Raw genomic sequence first — 14,850 nt, 5'->3', positions numbered from 1 at the left:
TTATTTTTGGCGTAATAGCATTAATTCAAGCGAACTAACTCACAAATCAACTACTGTAAGTATGCGTTTCCTTTGTTCGTCAGAGAGATTGTGGAAGGATTCAACTACCCTTGCTAGGTCATCATCTTCACAATATAGGAACGCGACAGGCACACCTAACGCATCACAAATTTTTTTCGCGGTATTGCCATCGGGCAAATGAGTTCCCTTTTCGTATTGATTCATCCGAGGACTGGCTACAGAGGGATCTAAGCCAGCCTCTATGCCAAGCTGTTTTTGGGACAATCCAATTTTGTTTCGCGCTTCTTTAAGCCTTTTAGTGAAAACGCTAATTTCCTTAGCCCTCTTCTAATAACATCGAGAACTAAGATTCTCTTAGCAAAGAAGCGATATGGATACTAAGGAGTTCTTAGTTAATTTCGCTTGTAGACAACCAAGTTCTTTAAACAAACGATTGACCTTGATGAAATGACGAAGCAAACGCAAAATAGATAAATTAAGTTTGAGTGTGGGAGATCAGAATTTGACAATCCCTACGCTATCAAATAAGTGACAATATAGGCAGATTTGGAGAATCTCTTAAAGACTGAAACTGATTGACGAAAAGTACAGGGGGCGAATATCTAACTTTCAATTAGTTCACGAATATTGTCTTGTCTACTAAAAACGCAACTTCGTACCATTTTTAGTGGGCAAACGTCGCTAGGTACCACATTTAGTGTAATTCTTAATGTGTTGTACCACATTTAGTGTAATTCTTAATGTGTTGTACCACATTTAGTGTAATTCTTAATGTGTTGTACCACATTTAGTGAAATTATTGTATCCACCTAATTTGGTACAAAATTAGGATCAATCGATTAAGATCAATAACTTAGGGATAAGAAGTTCGTACCACATTTAGTGGAACCGACATTTTTCAATTCACTCAAATCCAGTGCTTACTCAAACCCGCTAAGTCACATCCATTAAATTTTTTCTAAAATACTTTTGATGTTTGCTCAGGCCAACAAACAAGACAGACAAAGTACAACGAAGCCGCCCTTACGAAAACCAATGTTGTTCTTCGTACGAGCGTATCGTCCAGCCTCCCTCCTTTTTGTTGATCCTTAGCGGCTACGGACATATGCTTGAGAATCAAATCCTTGGACTGGATTGAACGGACTAAACTCGAATTTTGGCAATTAATAAGGAAAACGAATGGACTTACGCCAATATCAGCAATTTCTAAACGACCCTGTACGCCTACTAAGCCGTGGAAATGTTTCACAATTGCGTTTTAACGGTACTTTGTCGAATGTAAAAAACGCCGTCATGCGTGTTATCGATCAAGGCGGCACCTATCGAATACGCTACAAATACTCTAAAAGCCGTGTCACTCCTGTAACGATTAAATACGATGATACCGGCATCCCTCAAACCTCTGCCATTTGGGTCAGCCGAACGCCACCCAACGGTATCGGTGATTATCGTAAAGATCGTGCCTATTACCTCGAATGGGGTTCGAACAACGCTTACGCCATTGAATTAGGTGCTGAAGCGCAGCTTTTCTTTACCGCCGAATTGACTGGGTGTGGCATTCTTATCTTTTCCGCTGGCGAAAAATTAATTGTTGTTCATCAAAATATACAAGTTGACCCTATTCCACAGAATGCATTTCAAAAAATATTTGAATCCGATTCCGCTAAACAACAAAGAAACAGAGATCACTCCAATCTAGTACGAGTCCAGACACTCCATAAAGTCGCATTGGACATTGTCGATCAAATGCCATCTATCACACGCGGCGCACAAATAAGCGTAAAAGATTACGGAGACAAAGCACGCATTTTTGGAATCAAACGCCACGGCGCTTGGCGCTTGTACATCAACAAACCAAACGGGAATCGCGGTTACCAAACAGAATTAATTTACGAACAATAGTATGAAAGCATTGCGGCGAACAGACGTTTTTATTGGCATTCGCCGCAATAACCTACAAAGAGCATTATGGGGATCGATTCTAAAAAATACGTGGATGGCCTAAAGCGTAACTACATGCTGGTCTTCGTAGAAACTCACGCCTTTATTTACCAATTGAAACTTGTCTAGGTAGCGGTAAATTGTTGTAAAGGTCGTCGTCTGAACTTTTTCATCGTGGTCTCTTGTCGCTACGTCTTTAACAAACATAGAGCCAAGCGCCAGTTTTAATGGACTTACATCTAAAGGTTGAGGATCAAAATAGGCCTTCGCGTTTGCCTTAAGTTGATTTCGGTTCGTTGTTTGATAAATGGCGGCGTTAAGGAGATCCAGCGTGTATTCAGTACAGTTTTGTAATTCTGAATCAAATGGATTAGCAATGACTGAATAATTTTTGTTATGCAGCTTTTTGTCGTCGCCGTTGGCATACAGCTCGATCAGCCGTGTTTGAACTGTTTCATTAGGGATAATGATGCCAGCTTTTAGCGTATCTGCCCCCCAAAAAAAGTCGACAGGATAATCCATAACGAGCTGACTTTTATCTCTAGCGTTATCCAGTTGGTATAAGTTATGAATGGCATATCCCTGAACCGTTTCACCATCGTTCAATTTTATATCCGAATAAATTGCTACCGCCGTATGAGTGTAATTAATCCCCTTTGGCAGATCTTTTTCTGGGCGACCTACTCTTGCAATAATAAAAGCTCTTGCTTGCTGTGAGGCAGCATATTTTTCGACATTTTTTGCAAAGGTTACAACTCTATCAGCGGAAATCTGAGCGTTTTGATTTGATTGGCTTCCGGCCCATACCGTAACCGGCATAAAAGTAGACATCATGAGCGATGTAATAACAGCAATGACAAATTTCATATTCCATTCCCTAGGTTAATTATTGAACTGGAGTAGACCTAAAGATGTCAGGCGCTATTCCTTGGTGTTGTATCGACGATGTTGTATCAATGTTACTCTTGAATGGCTTGATCTGGCGAAGGCCCAGCAGTTATGGTTTTCTCGGTAATATTAAAAGCGCTGGGGATTTTATTATGTGCATTTAGAGTTGTTGCACCAACACGGGTGCTAGCCGCACCTACCGAACCTGCTACGGCTCCAGATACGAGTATTGGTGATGCCACCACCGCGCTAACTGGCTGCGCGACGGATGCAACACCATGGCTTGCACCAAGCGAAAGGTGTTTGCTTGCTTGAGTACTGTGATCGCTAGATGCATACGATGTCGAACAGACTACCGCGGTAAATAAAGCGACAATTGTAGAACGTTTAATTAACTTCATGATTGAAACTCCGTTTTTGTGTTTGGTGAGATAAAATCTAGAGCACAGTTGTGCGATGGTAAACTCAAACATGAAAAGTTGATAAATTTAAGACTAAAGGTATTATTTATCGATACTTTGCCAGCAGGAAGTGAAAATGAGCCAGATACATCAAATCAATCACACTTTGAAGTTGTTGCTTAAACAAAAGCAAATTACCTATAAGAACATTGCCGATCAATTGGAGATGAGTGAAGCCAGTATAAAGCGTATTTTTTCTACACAAAGTTTCACGTTAGATCGCTTAGAACAGATTTGCAGCATTCTTAAAATCACCCTTTCAGATCTCTTTATCTTGTCAGAAAAGCAAACTGAGAAAGTCAGTCAACTTACTCAAGAACAAGAGAATGAACTACTTGCCTCCCCTAAATTACTCGTGGCTGCAATTTGTGTGAGAGACAGTTGGTCTTTTCAGGAAATGATCGATTTTTACGACATATCGGAACACGAAGGGATTCAGCTCATGTCTAAACTGGACAAGCTGAAAGTCATTGAATTTCTCCCCAACAACCATTATCGCTCGCTCATAGCGCATGATTTTCGTTGGTTACCGGGTGGTCCGCTGGAAGCGTTTATCGAGCAAGAGATACTGTCGAGCTTCATGAAAGCAAAAAAAGGAGAAAAGTGGGATTATCGTTTGTATCTGAGTGGACGTTATTCAGAATCGTCTATCGAAATCATCAGACAAATGTTAGAAAAAGTCGCTTACAAAGCGTCGGCTCTAAATCAAGAAGACTCGGTTTTGCCTATGTCTAAAAGACAACGAACTGGCATGTTGTTCGCGATGAGACCGTGGGAGTCGGATTTTATTAAGTCGTTACAACGCGCTAAGCAATAGTTGATCAACTCACTTAATCGATGAATAATTTAGTAGTTTCTACTAAGGTCAAACTCAAAACTATATCTCATAAAAAAGTGCGGCAGTCCCTCAACACTTTCCCAATAGTAATGCCCGCTCTCCTAACTCAGTCGCATGGTTTTCTAAAAAAGGGTCGTCATTAATCGCCACACCATTAACGGTTTTAGTTGGTTTTACCATGCCTTTCATTTGCTGCACGATATGCCCTAACTCATGGGGCAAGTGGTGCTCTTGATTGGGGGCTAAATAAATATTCTCGCCCTGTGCATAGGCGTGGGCTTGCACACTTGCAGGCTCTGAAGCGTTATAAAATACCCGAACAGTAGACAGAGGTAAGCCGCTTAATCGCTCCATACCAATGCGTAAGCAGTAAGGCAAAGGGACGCCGTGATTCTCAGAATGATGACTTTCAAACTTAGGGTGGGCATTATTATGCAAGACATATTCATGCAGTTCTCTTTTTTGCGGCATTACCTTCATCTTGATTCCTTATTCCTATGAACTTGTATTTTTAAGTGTTCTCAATTTGTACTAATGATCATGCATTGAACTGTAATTGCGTTTATAGATAGAAACTCAGTTATTTGTAGTAAAAACACCGCTAATCACGCTAATTTTTATCAGATCGTTAATCCGTTTTTCATTCCACTTTTTGCTTCATTTTTCACTCTATTACTTACAGTCGAACTGCCTTTTATCTCTTCGTTTATTCCCCCGTGTCTTTCGTTTTTTTTGATGAGAAATGATTACCCCCTCCTCCGTATACTGCACGATATTAATTACGCCAATGACGAATAAAAAACAGCGAGCGATGCAATGGTCAATAACCATAGTGGAAGTAACAAAAACTTAGTCTCAGTGTTAGATAGGCAGTTTAGTTGTGAACATAATGATCAGCTTAGCGCTTTACCTAAGTATTTCCTTGTGGAACCGCAAAGCCCGTTGCGTCAGAAAAATATTCAAGGTGCCAGTGTTTCAGAGCTGACTGAGCAGGAAGAACATGAGGCGGGTGAGGCAAGCGTAGATAACATAAATCTAGATCGTAAAAACAGCGTTGCCACAGACAACCAGGCTCTTGTTTGTGAGGACACAAGTGATGAGGATCCACTTTGTGATGATATTTGCAATAAAAACAGCCCTACTGAGAAAAGTGAACCTTACGTTTCAAAAAATAAAACAAACAAAGTGCGCAGTCGACCCGGTGTAAGAAAGCGCTATCGACGTTGAGTCATAAAAGTAACGAACCCATCAAAAAACCACTGATAAAAGGAAAACAGAGAATGAATACACTGGATACCTTTTCACGGCCCTTGTATCGATACGGAGATTTTGTTCCTCGTACTTCGGCTGCGGATCAAATCGCCAACAATTCAGCACAGCCTTGCCAACGGATGGCGATAGACCAAACGGCGGTTGCAGAAACTCAAAATGGTTATGTTTTTGGTCGTTTGCGGGTGCAGTTTCCAACCGAATCCGTACAACGAGAATTTAACCGTATTGCCAGATTGCCTGGTGAAAAAGCGTTAGATGCTGCGAGCGCAAAGCAATTACTGTCAGATGACGTGAATTTTGATCTTGCTCATGATCTGGATTGGATATTAACCGTAGATGGAAAAGATTCATATTTAGTGCAAGCGCGCAGCGATATGGAACTTAAGCAAATGATACAAAGCTTGGTGATGACGCCGGGAGAAATTGCCTACCATGTTGTAACGGGGGTAATAGGTTCTGATGTAAGCCTTACAAATGGTCAAACACTGCCGACATTGCGCTGTGATTTTTTAATGGCATTTACCTTTAAAGAGTTCATTAATCGGATAGTTCAAGAAACAGGCATTGAAGAGACATTAGCGACGGATATGTTTGAAAAACTGCTGATCTTAAGCAATAACCCCGGACGGGAATTAACCGATATCGCGCTTAATTACAGCATGCTTAATTGCATGAGCGTGTATCAGTTTGCTGGCCAGTTAGCCGAGCACGGCAGTGACAGCAGTAAAAGTTATAACTTTATTGATGCCTTTGTCGTACCTGCGAAATTACAAGGTCAAAAGCAATTAGTGGATGTTATTTACAAATACAAGATGCGTGGTTCTGATCAAACGATATTACGAGCCTGTCAAATTGATGTGAGCCATGAGTATCCCTACTTAACGCGGCCTTTGGAACACTATTGCCCTAGTCCTTAAACAGCTCGCTGCTAATTATTAGTCTAAAAAGACACTCGTTCGAGTCGCTTGTTATTTAATAATGCTTCAACAGGAATAATTATGATTCAGGATCAAACAAACCCCAGCGATATAACTGTAGAGCCCAGTGAGATTGTGCATGTCGCTCAATCTGAAAGCTCTACCGCAACAAACAATACCGTGCAGAAAGTGCAAGATGGTGACACCGACAACCAGTCAGATCTACCAATTTCCACAGAAAAGACGACAGAGCAACATACTGAAGAAGCCCTCGAAGCTGAGCCCGAAACAGAGGCCATCGATACGCCCTCTTACCTTTACGCTTTGGGTCGTATTCAAGCACAGTTCCCTTCTTCCAGTGTGGAAAAGCTTTATAAGGAAGTGGCTTTCCAACAGTTTGGTCCTCATGCTGAGTCGAAAAGTCTATTTGAAGTATTGAGCATGCCAGAGCATCTTTTTCTAGCCAAAAAAATGTGTTGGGTGCTGAACATTGACGGTACAGATTGCTATGTATTGCATGCAAAAACGCCAGCATTATTAAACGCATTTATTAAAGCCTTGCAGCCGAATTCTACACAACAATTTGAGTATGTTATCGCTCAGTTAGGCGGTTATGCTTCCGACCATTTATGTGGCGGCCGCATCATGAGAATGGCCTATGTACATCAAATTCAAAGCTCGACAGTAGACGATTATTGTCAGGTCTTGAGCCAGCAAACTGATGTTGAATTGAGCAAAATAAAACCACTTTTTAACAGTATGTTGAAGTTTTGTCGGAACGAAGGCAATTTGCCTGCGCAGAGAGCACTCAATTACTTAAGCTTAAAATGCACCAGTTTATACAAGGTGTTTACTGCCCCAATGTTAGCGCACAACAAAGAAGGCATTGAGTTTGAACAAATCGAGGCGATCAGTGATGTGAGTAGCGGCGAACGACAGGTTATGACGTTGATTTTTTCTTACCTAAATCCTGATAGTAAACGTGTCGAAAAGCAGCACATCAATATTGATGTGACGGAACTCTACCCTTTTAGCTGTTCTGAATTAATTTTTGGTGAGCCTCAAAATTAGCAACGTTAAGCAGGAATCATATTATGTCGAATTTACAAAACACGATCTCTCAAAAAAGTATGCCAACTTCACCAAATAATACACTGCAATTAACGGCTCAAAGTGCGCCCAGTAATGAGCATAATCAAGCTGTAGCGCAGAGGATGAGCAGCGAGCCAGTGTATTGTTATGTCGCGGGTCTTATAAACCCTAAAGTCGAGAGTGACAGCATTGCACATGCGTTTAGGCAGTTAATCCAAGGGGGAAAAAGTACTCACTTAAGTAAAAATTTAAATGAGCCTCTGGAACTTACAGCAGAAAACCTCTACCCATTACTGTGTTTAAGTGAGAATCGTCATTTAGCACGCGAAATTGAATGGTTTTTGGACATAGATGGCGCAGATACGTACCAGCTCGTGCCTGCATCCGAAGCTTGTTTAAATGAATTGATTTCGAGCCTATCGCCAAAATCAGATCCATTAGATTTACACATCGCTGTAGGGAAATTAAGTGAAGAGCTTGTCGGGTTTCAAAAGCAGCCTAAATTACTCTGCGAACATATTATGTATAAACCGCGTAAGTTCTTAATGTCTGGTATCAATGAAGCTCTTAAAAAATATGCGCCTAATGATCCGTTTGAACCCAGTTTATTAACCCATAACGTAGTAGAGCCCATTTTATCCCATACCCATAATTTGGGAATTAATGATGCAGAACGAGCACTAAATTACGCATGTTGGAATTACCCTGACATTTACGCCGTCGCCTATAAAATGCTTAACGGTGGGTTTGATCATGATAGCCACGACCCACTAGGTTTTACGATTGAAGACGTTTTCTATGAGCCATATAAACTGCAAGGCCAACAACAAATCTATCAGATTGTTTTTGAGTTTAAAGGAAACTCAAGTGAGTTGCGCAGCCGTTGGTTTTGCCGCGTCGACGTAAGCATTGAATACCCGACCTTACAACAGGGAATGACGCGCTACTTTGGTTAGCAATCGATAGCATGAACAAAACATATCAGTATTGGAGTACGCATGGTCAATTTTAATGTAACACCTATCAAAAAGCCGTCTGTCGCGTTAAGCGATTTGCAATGGAATGCGAAAGATCTAACGACAGACATCGCTTGGTGTGAACAGATTATTAACGTGCGTTTAAACCTCTATTTTAATCAAGAAACCTCCTACAGCGGTGTTTCAGAAGTAATCGCCCCGAACGTTGCGTCATACAACTCCCCTTATGGGCTTTATTTGCAACAAGCCAACCTAACCTTTGTTGAGCGTCTTGCTCTTGTGTTGGCTTTATTGCCCGCTGTAAAACCCAGTGTGTTGGATGTATTTTTATATAAAAATGAGGCAACAGAACGCCCATATACTGAGTTTGGCTGTCAGGAGTTAGGTGGCTGTATTTATGCGACCGGTGAAACATTGGCATTTTTGATTGGTTGCGATGCGTTAGAAGATCGCTTCAATATTCAAAAGCAATTGTATCAGCAAGCTCAATCGGCCGCTTTTAAACTGTTGCAACTAAAAGGCGAATCTGACGATGTCTCATTGATGAAAATACCTTTTCAGGTAAAAGATGAATATTTGCATCTATTTACCATTTCAGAGCCTTATCGCCCTGATTTATCGCAAGACTTTCCTGCGAAACGGGTTGTATCAGGTAAACGATGGCAAGATCTTAACTTGCCCGACGCAACCATGGAGCAATTGGAAGATATTAGAGGTTGGATTAAACACGGTCATAAATTGAAACAAGATTGGGGGTTTGGCAATAAAATTCGTCCCGGCTATCGAGCTTTGTTTCACGGTCAGCCTGGAACGGGAAAAACCATGGCGGCGTGCTTGTTAGGGGAATCTACAGGGTCTGATGTTTACCAAGTCGATTTATCCTTAATCACCTCTAAGTACATTGGTGAAACCGAGAAAAACCTTGAAAAAGTATTCTCAATGGCTGAGGACAAATCATGGATTTTATTTTTTGATGAAGCCGATGCTTTGTTTGGTAAGCGAACTGAAAGCAACAGCGCAAATGACCAATTTGCAAACCAAAACGTTGCCTACTTGTTGCAACGAATAGAAGCTTTTAATGGTGTGGTCATCTTGGCTTCTAATTATAAGAACAACCTCGATGAAGCCTTTTTTCGGCGGTTTGAAGCGGTTGTTTATTTTAAACTGCCCGATGCAGCACAGCGTTTATCCCTTTGGAAATCCGGCTTTTCGGATAAATCATCGCTAGAAAGCTCCATAGACTTATCGCATATCGCTAAGGCTCATGAACTTTCTGCTGCCGCTATTATGAATGTGATTCGCTATACGTCGTTAAAGGCAGTCTGTGATGATCGCACTGTGATATTAGCGAAAGACATCAATGCCGGCATTCAGCAGCAGTTAGGGAATGATGAGCGAAATAATGCACTCAGCCGATTTTAAATAATTTGTATGCACTCTCTAAAGTAGCTCGTGTTCGTGTTCGTGTTCGTGTTGGATTACTTTACGACGTGAATTATTTTATGGAAGAAAAGCAAACTCTTTTAGTTCAACCTCAGTTTCCTTCTTGTCTCTCAAGGTTTTCCCCAGAGTAAGAAAATGTCTGCGTATAAGCAGCTTAAAATAATATCTAATGAGTTAACTCAGCCAATATATTTATAATAATTTATGACCTCTAAATATTGGATAAAATTTTTGCAATTCTAGAAACGTTATATTGCTTATTATCTGAAAGAGTTTTCATCCAAATCTGTAGCCTATTTATTCGTTCAGATTGTAAAACTCTTCTTTGATATAGCTTCGAATTCTGTATTAACTGCAATGGAGAGACGCCACACCCGGCCAAAAACCGAAGCGCCATTATTACACTAAAATTGCTCTGCTTGTCATTTTCATAACGACCTATAGTTCGATATTCCACTCCTAATAGCTCTGAAAGTTCTTGTTGTGAAATCTTATTTTCGGAGCGAAAGTGTTTCAACCCCTGTCCTACAATAGAATAATAGTAAGGAAGTTCTTGCCAAATTTGGCTATCTGTCGGCCAACTATCTATTTCTTCGTATTCTATAGGATTATCGGAATATTTTTGATTTAGCAAAGAAATAAACATTGCAAACTCTGCGCTTTGGCTTCGAGAAGAATATATTTGAATATCTAGCCATTTTCTTAAAGTGTTAGCAGGTGGGCAAAGATCACTATAACATCCTCCGGTAAATAATGCAGTAAAAGGAATTCCATAAATAAGAGTGAGTCGCATAGCTGCATGCATTCTCATCCAATCTTTTCCTTCTTCGTATTTTCGATATTGATGTATAGAGACACCTAGTTCAGATGCCATTTTTTCTCTTGTTAATCTTAATGATTGACGACAAGACCTTAAATTACTCGCAAAGTTCTTTTTTTCATCAACTTCCATCGTTGGAAAATCAAGGATAATTGGACGGAAGTCGAAGTGTGCTCCTTGACTACTATTCTTTTTCGCCATAACGATTCCTGAGGTCTCCATCCCATGTCTATACGCTATTAATACTACAGCCTATAAGAAGTGCCTGACAATAGAAATTTTAAATTTGGCCCTCACACCCCTCACCTCAAAACAAAACAAATGTCAACTCGATAAAGTTTATAAATTATATAGAAAAAGGATACTTTTTATTATTTCAATAGTTTTTAGTAGTAAGATAATGAAATAGTCGACTCTAAATTGAGTTGTCACCTAGATTGAGACGTTTTCATTAAAACAAGGAGCACACTATGAAATTAGATTATTCAAAGCTACTTAGAACAAAAAGCATTTCTATGACAGCGGTCACAGTAAATGATCAATTATAAATAAAAATAGAGGTGGCTTGAATAAAGCTACCTCTATTAATTTGGGGGTAAATATGATAGATCTTAGTTCAGAAAATTATAATATAGCGGAAAGAGTAGCCAGCCATCATGCTTTATTAAACCGATCTCTCGACTATTTAATTTCTGAAACAGGTCTTGATAAAAAAGTTGATACATCAAAAAAACCAAGCTGGTTGTCGTATGGTTACTATAACAAATGCATATATTCATTAGAACTAAATGATATAAAATTAGGAAAGAAATTCTTGGTAGATTCATTAGAAAATTACAAAGAATTTAAAAGTCTATCCATAAGCGAATTGAATTTTGACATTTCGTCAAAAAATAAAATTGAGTTAATTGAAAACGAACTGTTTTTGCATAAAGATAAAAGTATAGAAGTAGGGACGGTTCGTGAAAATCAAAAAGAAGAAAGAAAAAAGCTCTCGAGAGCTTTAATGATAATTGAAGAAATATCACCTAAGCTCCGCTTTGAATTAGAAAGCTATATAGATGAAATAATATTAACAGGTCATAGTGAGGGGAACTATATCAGATCAGCTGCAAGTTTTAATTTATTTGGTCTTATCTTGATTAATGCGAATAGAAAAAACTCAATCCTCTTCTATATTGAACATATTATTCATGAACTTTCTCATGTTGTTTTATATACTGCACAATCTTATGATGAGCTAACTCTAAACCCTGCTGAAGAGAAATATAAAGCCCCATATCGTGCCGATCTCAGACCTATGGATGGTCTGTATCATGCTTATTTTGTGATGTGTAGAATTATAAGCATTCTTTCAAAACTAGGTAAAGCAAATTTTTCACTTGATTTTGAAGAAGAACGAGAAAATAGGCTGCAATCTACTATTGATAAGTTTTATCAAACTCATAATATAATGAAAAAAAATGCAGTATTTACCCACTATGGAGAATTTCTTTTTAATCAATGTGCCAAACAAGTGCGTAACATCACTTAAAAAAGAGTTTTTATTATGAAAAACGGATTTTGGATCTTAAGGATAAGCGAAACATTATCCACTACGGCTAATAAAATGCTTATTAGCATTTTTATATGGTTTTCTATAAGTTACGTTTCTTCTCCTGATGAAGCTTCATCTATCTATGCTACATATTTCTTATCTAAGATAGTATTCGGTACAATATTGTCTCCGTTAGGCGACCGATTTGAAAAAAGAAAGTTGATTTTTTATGCCAACTCACTGGCTTTAGTCGGTTTTTTTATAGCCGTATACATGATTAATCAAAAAAATATCTATGTACCATTGTTCTATGCCATTGTGATATTTTTAGGGTGCTGCGATGCTATTTACCCACCACTTGCAAATGCGATACTTCCAGATATTGTTGAAAAAAAGAACTTGGATTTAGCATATCAATATACTTTTTTTTTACAATCTATAGGGTCTCTAATTGGTATTTCTGTAGGTATCATCTCATTAGATATGCTTGGTTTATACGTAGCGGTAGTTTTAGCAACCACTTTGTCCATCGTCTCTCAATTGATATTGTTATTTTTAAATGTAGCCAAAGAAAAGCCCATAATTAGGTCAGAATCTTTAACATATATGAGAGAAATAAAAGAGAGTTTTATTTTAACCTATAAATATAAATCTGAATTTTACTGGAACCTCGCGGCTTCTTTAGCAAATTTCATTGTCGCCCCTATTATCAGTATTGCCATTCCGTTTTTCGTCTCTCACATTCTTATGAAAGACGGGGGATATGTCGTTTTCTATGAGGTTTGTATCTCTTTTGGCGTAATCTTGGGGGCTTTATATGTACAAAAAAAATTAATTTATATTGGCGTTAAAAAAATGACTTTGGTGAAAAGCTCATTCTCATTTATGGGAATATCCATTTTGTTACTTGCATTATTTGATAACTATATTGTTTGGGGCGGAGCATTATTATTTTTGGGACTCTCTATTATTGTCTGTAATATTTGTGTCGAGTCTGTTCGTTCAATTGCTATCCCTAAACAATACCGTAGTCGATTACAAACGATCCATATACTGACAATACTGTCTTCTACTCCATTGGGTTTCTTATTAATGGGAAATTGGATTGAATCCTATTCATTGCAAAGCCTCCTTTTTGCTTTTGGCCTTATTTTATTAGTCGTCTCACAGTTCATTATTCATATACCCAAAATGGAACATCTATTATCCATGGAAGAAGACGAGCTTGAGGGGGCTTACGCAAGCTTATTTTGCCTTCCTAATGAAGCAGACAAAAGCATTAACTTGAAAGAAACCTAAGCTTGTTCTTGTGGTGAAGACCAGTGTCGCACTTATTATCTGAATTTAGGAATAATTAGCTTAATAACGATAATATTTATCTCACTATAGACTAAAGGCTAAGTTGACTGTAGTGAAGATGTACATAATGATAGCAATCGTATCGAAAGGATACATCTGTGTAGGACAATAAAAATAATACTGAGAAAATTCTCGGACACTTACAAGGAAACCAGTCATGCTCCGCATTCAAACGTTGGTTAAACAAACCTGTGTTGCCGCTGCCGTGTCAACACTTCTCGCTACCACTGCCACCTCCACTTTCGCTGCTGAAGATAAAATTCGTTGGAAAGTCCAAGCTGTATTTGGAACGCATCTCCCAGGATTAGGGGATCCCATCGTACATGTTGCTAAACAACTCAAAGCCGCGACCGACGGCCAAATACAATTTAAGGTCTATGAGCCGGGAAAAATTGTTCCTCCTTTTAGCATCACCGAGGCTGTCAGAAACCACCAACTCGATGCGGGTTATGCATGGCTAGGTTACGATCAAGGTCGAATTCCTGCTTCTGCTCTGTTATCCGCTGTCCCGTTTGGCATGGAACCTTGGGAATATTCCGCATGGTGGTATGAGGGTGAAGGTAAAAATTTAGCCGAAAACTTGTACGCCAAACACAATGTACACCCCGTATTGTGTAGCATTATTGGACCCGAGACTGCTGGCTGGTTCAAAAAAGAAGTCAATGCCATGGAAGACCTTCAAGGTCTTAAAATTCGCTTTGCGGGTTTAGGGGGGAAAGTCCTTCAAAAAGCAGGTGCGTCCGTAACCGTTCTGCCAAGCGGCGAAATTTTTCCTGCACTTGAAAAAGGCGCGATCGATGCAACGGAATTTTCCATGCCTGCGATAGATAAGATCATGGGCTTCGATAAAGTTGCGAAAAACAACTATTTCCCCGGTTGGCATCAAACCTTTACAGCCTCCCATTTAGTCATTAACAAAGATGTTTGGGATGACCTTGCCAGTTCCACTAAAGCAACCATTGATATGGCTTGCACAGCAAGTACATTCCGCGCGCTGACTCACGGCGAAGCGATCCAAGGTAAAGTCCTCACTGAGTTAAAAGAAAAAGGAATTAAAACTCAGACACTGAACTCAGAAATGCTTACCGGTCTGAAGAACATCACGAATCAAGTCATGTCAGAGCTTTCTGCACAAGACGAAGATTTTAAAAAGATCTACGATTCTCAACAGAGCTTTAGAGCAGAATATAAAGCGTGGCGTAAACTCGCGTACCTTCCTTTAGATCTTTAGTTTTCAAATCACTGGTTCCATTTCCATAAACGGCCTAGTTAACCGCTAGTAAA

15 protein-coding genes are annotated in these 14,850 nt (G+C 39.3%); 10 read left to right on the top strand and 5 right to left on the bottom strand.

What is annotated here, in order from left to right:
- Nucleotides 1-39: 39 nt before the first annotated feature.
- Nucleotides 40-333 carry a helix-turn-helix domain-containing protein gene (locus DFP79_RS18195; protein ID WP_133504473.1) on the bottom strand — a complete coding sequence of 98 codons (294 nt, stop codon included), beginning with the start codon at nt 331-333 and terminating at the stop codon, nt 40-42.
- A gap of 867 nt (nt 334-1,200) precedes the next feature.
- Here DFP79_RS18195 and DFP79_RS12235 point away from each other — a divergent pair.
- Complete coding sequence (locus DFP79_RS12235; protein WP_133504230.1) at nt 1,201-1,923, top strand: hypothetical protein; 723 nt, start codon at nt 1,201-1,203, stop codon at nt 1,921-1,923.
- Between the two features lie 99 nt (nt 1,924-2,022).
- Here DFP79_RS12235 and DFP79_RS12230 read toward each other — a convergent pair whose 3' ends face one another.
- Nucleotides 2,023-2,829, bottom strand: coding sequence for a DUF2145 domain-containing protein (locus DFP79_RS12230; protein WP_133504229.1), 807 nt, complete (start codon nt 2,827-2,829; stop codon nt 2,023-2,025).
- Between the two features lie 92 nt (nt 2,830-2,921).
- Nucleotides 2,922-3,251 carry a hypothetical protein gene (locus DFP79_RS12225; protein WP_133504228.1) on the bottom strand — a complete coding sequence of 110 codons (330 nt, stop codon included), beginning with the start codon at nt 3,249-3,251 and terminating at the stop codon, nt 2,922-2,924.
- A 136-nt stretch (nt 3,252-3,387) separates the two neighbouring features.
- Here DFP79_RS12225 and DFP79_RS12220 point away from each other — a divergent pair, with 136 nt between their 5' ends.
- On the top strand, nt 3,388-4,128 hold the full coding sequence (locus tag DFP79_RS12220; protein WP_133504227.1) for a helix-turn-helix domain-containing protein: 741 nt from the start codon (nt 3,388-3,390) through the stop codon (nt 4,126-4,128).
- A gap of 90 nt (nt 4,129-4,218) precedes the next feature.
- On the opposite strand, the gene DFP79_RS12215 is transcribed toward DFP79_RS12220, so the two are convergent.
- Nucleotides 4,219-4,629 (bottom strand): eCIS core domain-containing protein, encoded by a 411-nt coding sequence (locus DFP79_RS12215; RefSeq protein WP_133504226.1) that lies wholly within the window; start codon nt 4,627-4,629, stop codon nt 4,219-4,221.
- A 336-nt stretch (nt 4,630-4,965) separates the two neighbouring features.
- On the opposite strand from DFP79_RS12215, the gene DFP79_RS12210 reads away from it, so the two are divergent.
- From DFP79_RS12210 to DFP79_RS12190, 5 genes are all read left to right on the top strand, one after another.
- Nucleotides 4,966-5,376, top strand: a complete 411-nt coding sequence (locus tag DFP79_RS12210; RefSeq protein WP_133504225.1) for a hypothetical protein — start codon at nt 4,966-4,968, stop codon at nt 5,374-5,376.
- Between the two features lie 53 nt (nt 5,377-5,429).
- Nucleotides 5,430-6,338, top strand: coding sequence for a cyanobactin maturation protease PatG family protein (locus DFP79_RS12205; protein ID WP_133504224.1), 909 nt, complete (start codon nt 5,430-5,432; stop codon nt 6,336-6,338).
- Between the two features lie 81 nt (nt 6,339-6,419).
- Nucleotides 6,420-7,409, top strand: coding sequence for a cyanobactin maturation protease PatG family protein (locus DFP79_RS12200; RefSeq protein ID WP_133504223.1), 990 nt, complete (start codon nt 6,420-6,422; stop codon nt 7,407-7,409).
- A gap of 23 nt (nt 7,410-7,432) precedes the next feature.
- Nucleotides 7,433-8,386: a cyanobactin maturation protease PatG family protein gene (locus DFP79_RS12195; RefSeq protein ID WP_133504222.1), complete on the top strand. Its 954-nt coding sequence runs from the start codon at nt 7,433-7,435 to the stop codon at nt 8,384-8,386.
- Between the two features lie 42 nt (nt 8,387-8,428).
- Nucleotides 8,429-9,829, top strand: coding sequence for an ATP-binding protein (locus DFP79_RS12190; RefSeq protein ID WP_133504221.1), 1,401 nt, complete (start codon nt 8,429-8,431; stop codon nt 9,827-9,829).
- 232 nt (nt 9,830-10,061) lie between these two features.
- Here DFP79_RS12190 and DFP79_RS12185 read toward each other — a convergent pair whose 3' ends face one another.
- The gene (locus DFP79_RS12185; RefSeq protein WP_166637700.1) at nt 10,062-10,871 is read right to left on the bottom strand and encodes a helix-turn-helix transcriptional regulator; all 810 of its coding nucleotides are present in this window, start codon (nt 10,869-10,871) and stop codon (nt 10,062-10,064) included.
- A gap of 400 nt (nt 10,872-11,271) precedes the next feature.
- On the opposite strand from DFP79_RS12185, the gene DFP79_RS12180 reads away from it, so the two are divergent.
- The 3 genes from DFP79_RS12180 (at nt 11,272) to DFP79_RS12170 (ending at nt 14,797) form a co-directional block, all read left to right on the top strand.
- A complete protein-coding gene (locus tag DFP79_RS12180) occupies nt 11,272-12,204 on the top strand; it encodes an aKG-HExxH-type peptide beta-hydroxylase (RefSeq protein WP_166637699.1) in 933 nt (310 codons plus the stop codon).
- Nucleotides 12,205-12,219: 15 nt separating this feature from the next.
- Nucleotides 12,220-13,506 (top strand): MFS transporter, encoded by a 1,287-nt coding sequence (locus tag DFP79_RS12175; protein ID WP_133504218.1) that lies wholly within the window; start codon nt 12,220-12,222, stop codon nt 13,504-13,506.
- A gap of 217 nt (nt 13,507-13,723) precedes the next feature.
- Nucleotides 13,724-14,797: a TRAP transporter substrate-binding protein gene (locus DFP79_RS12170; RefSeq protein WP_133504217.1), complete on the top strand. Its 1,074-nt coding sequence runs from the start codon at nt 13,724-13,726 to the stop codon at nt 14,795-14,797.
- Nucleotides 14,798-14,850: the final 53 nt, after the last annotated feature.

The organism is Marinomonas balearica (assembly GCF_004362145.1).
In the GTDB taxonomy this organism is placed as follows: Bacteria; Pseudomonadota; Gammaproteobacteria; order Pseudomonadales; family Marinomonadaceae; genus Marinomonas; species Marinomonas balearica.
This window is presented reverse-complemented; position numbering and strand designations above follow the sequence as displayed.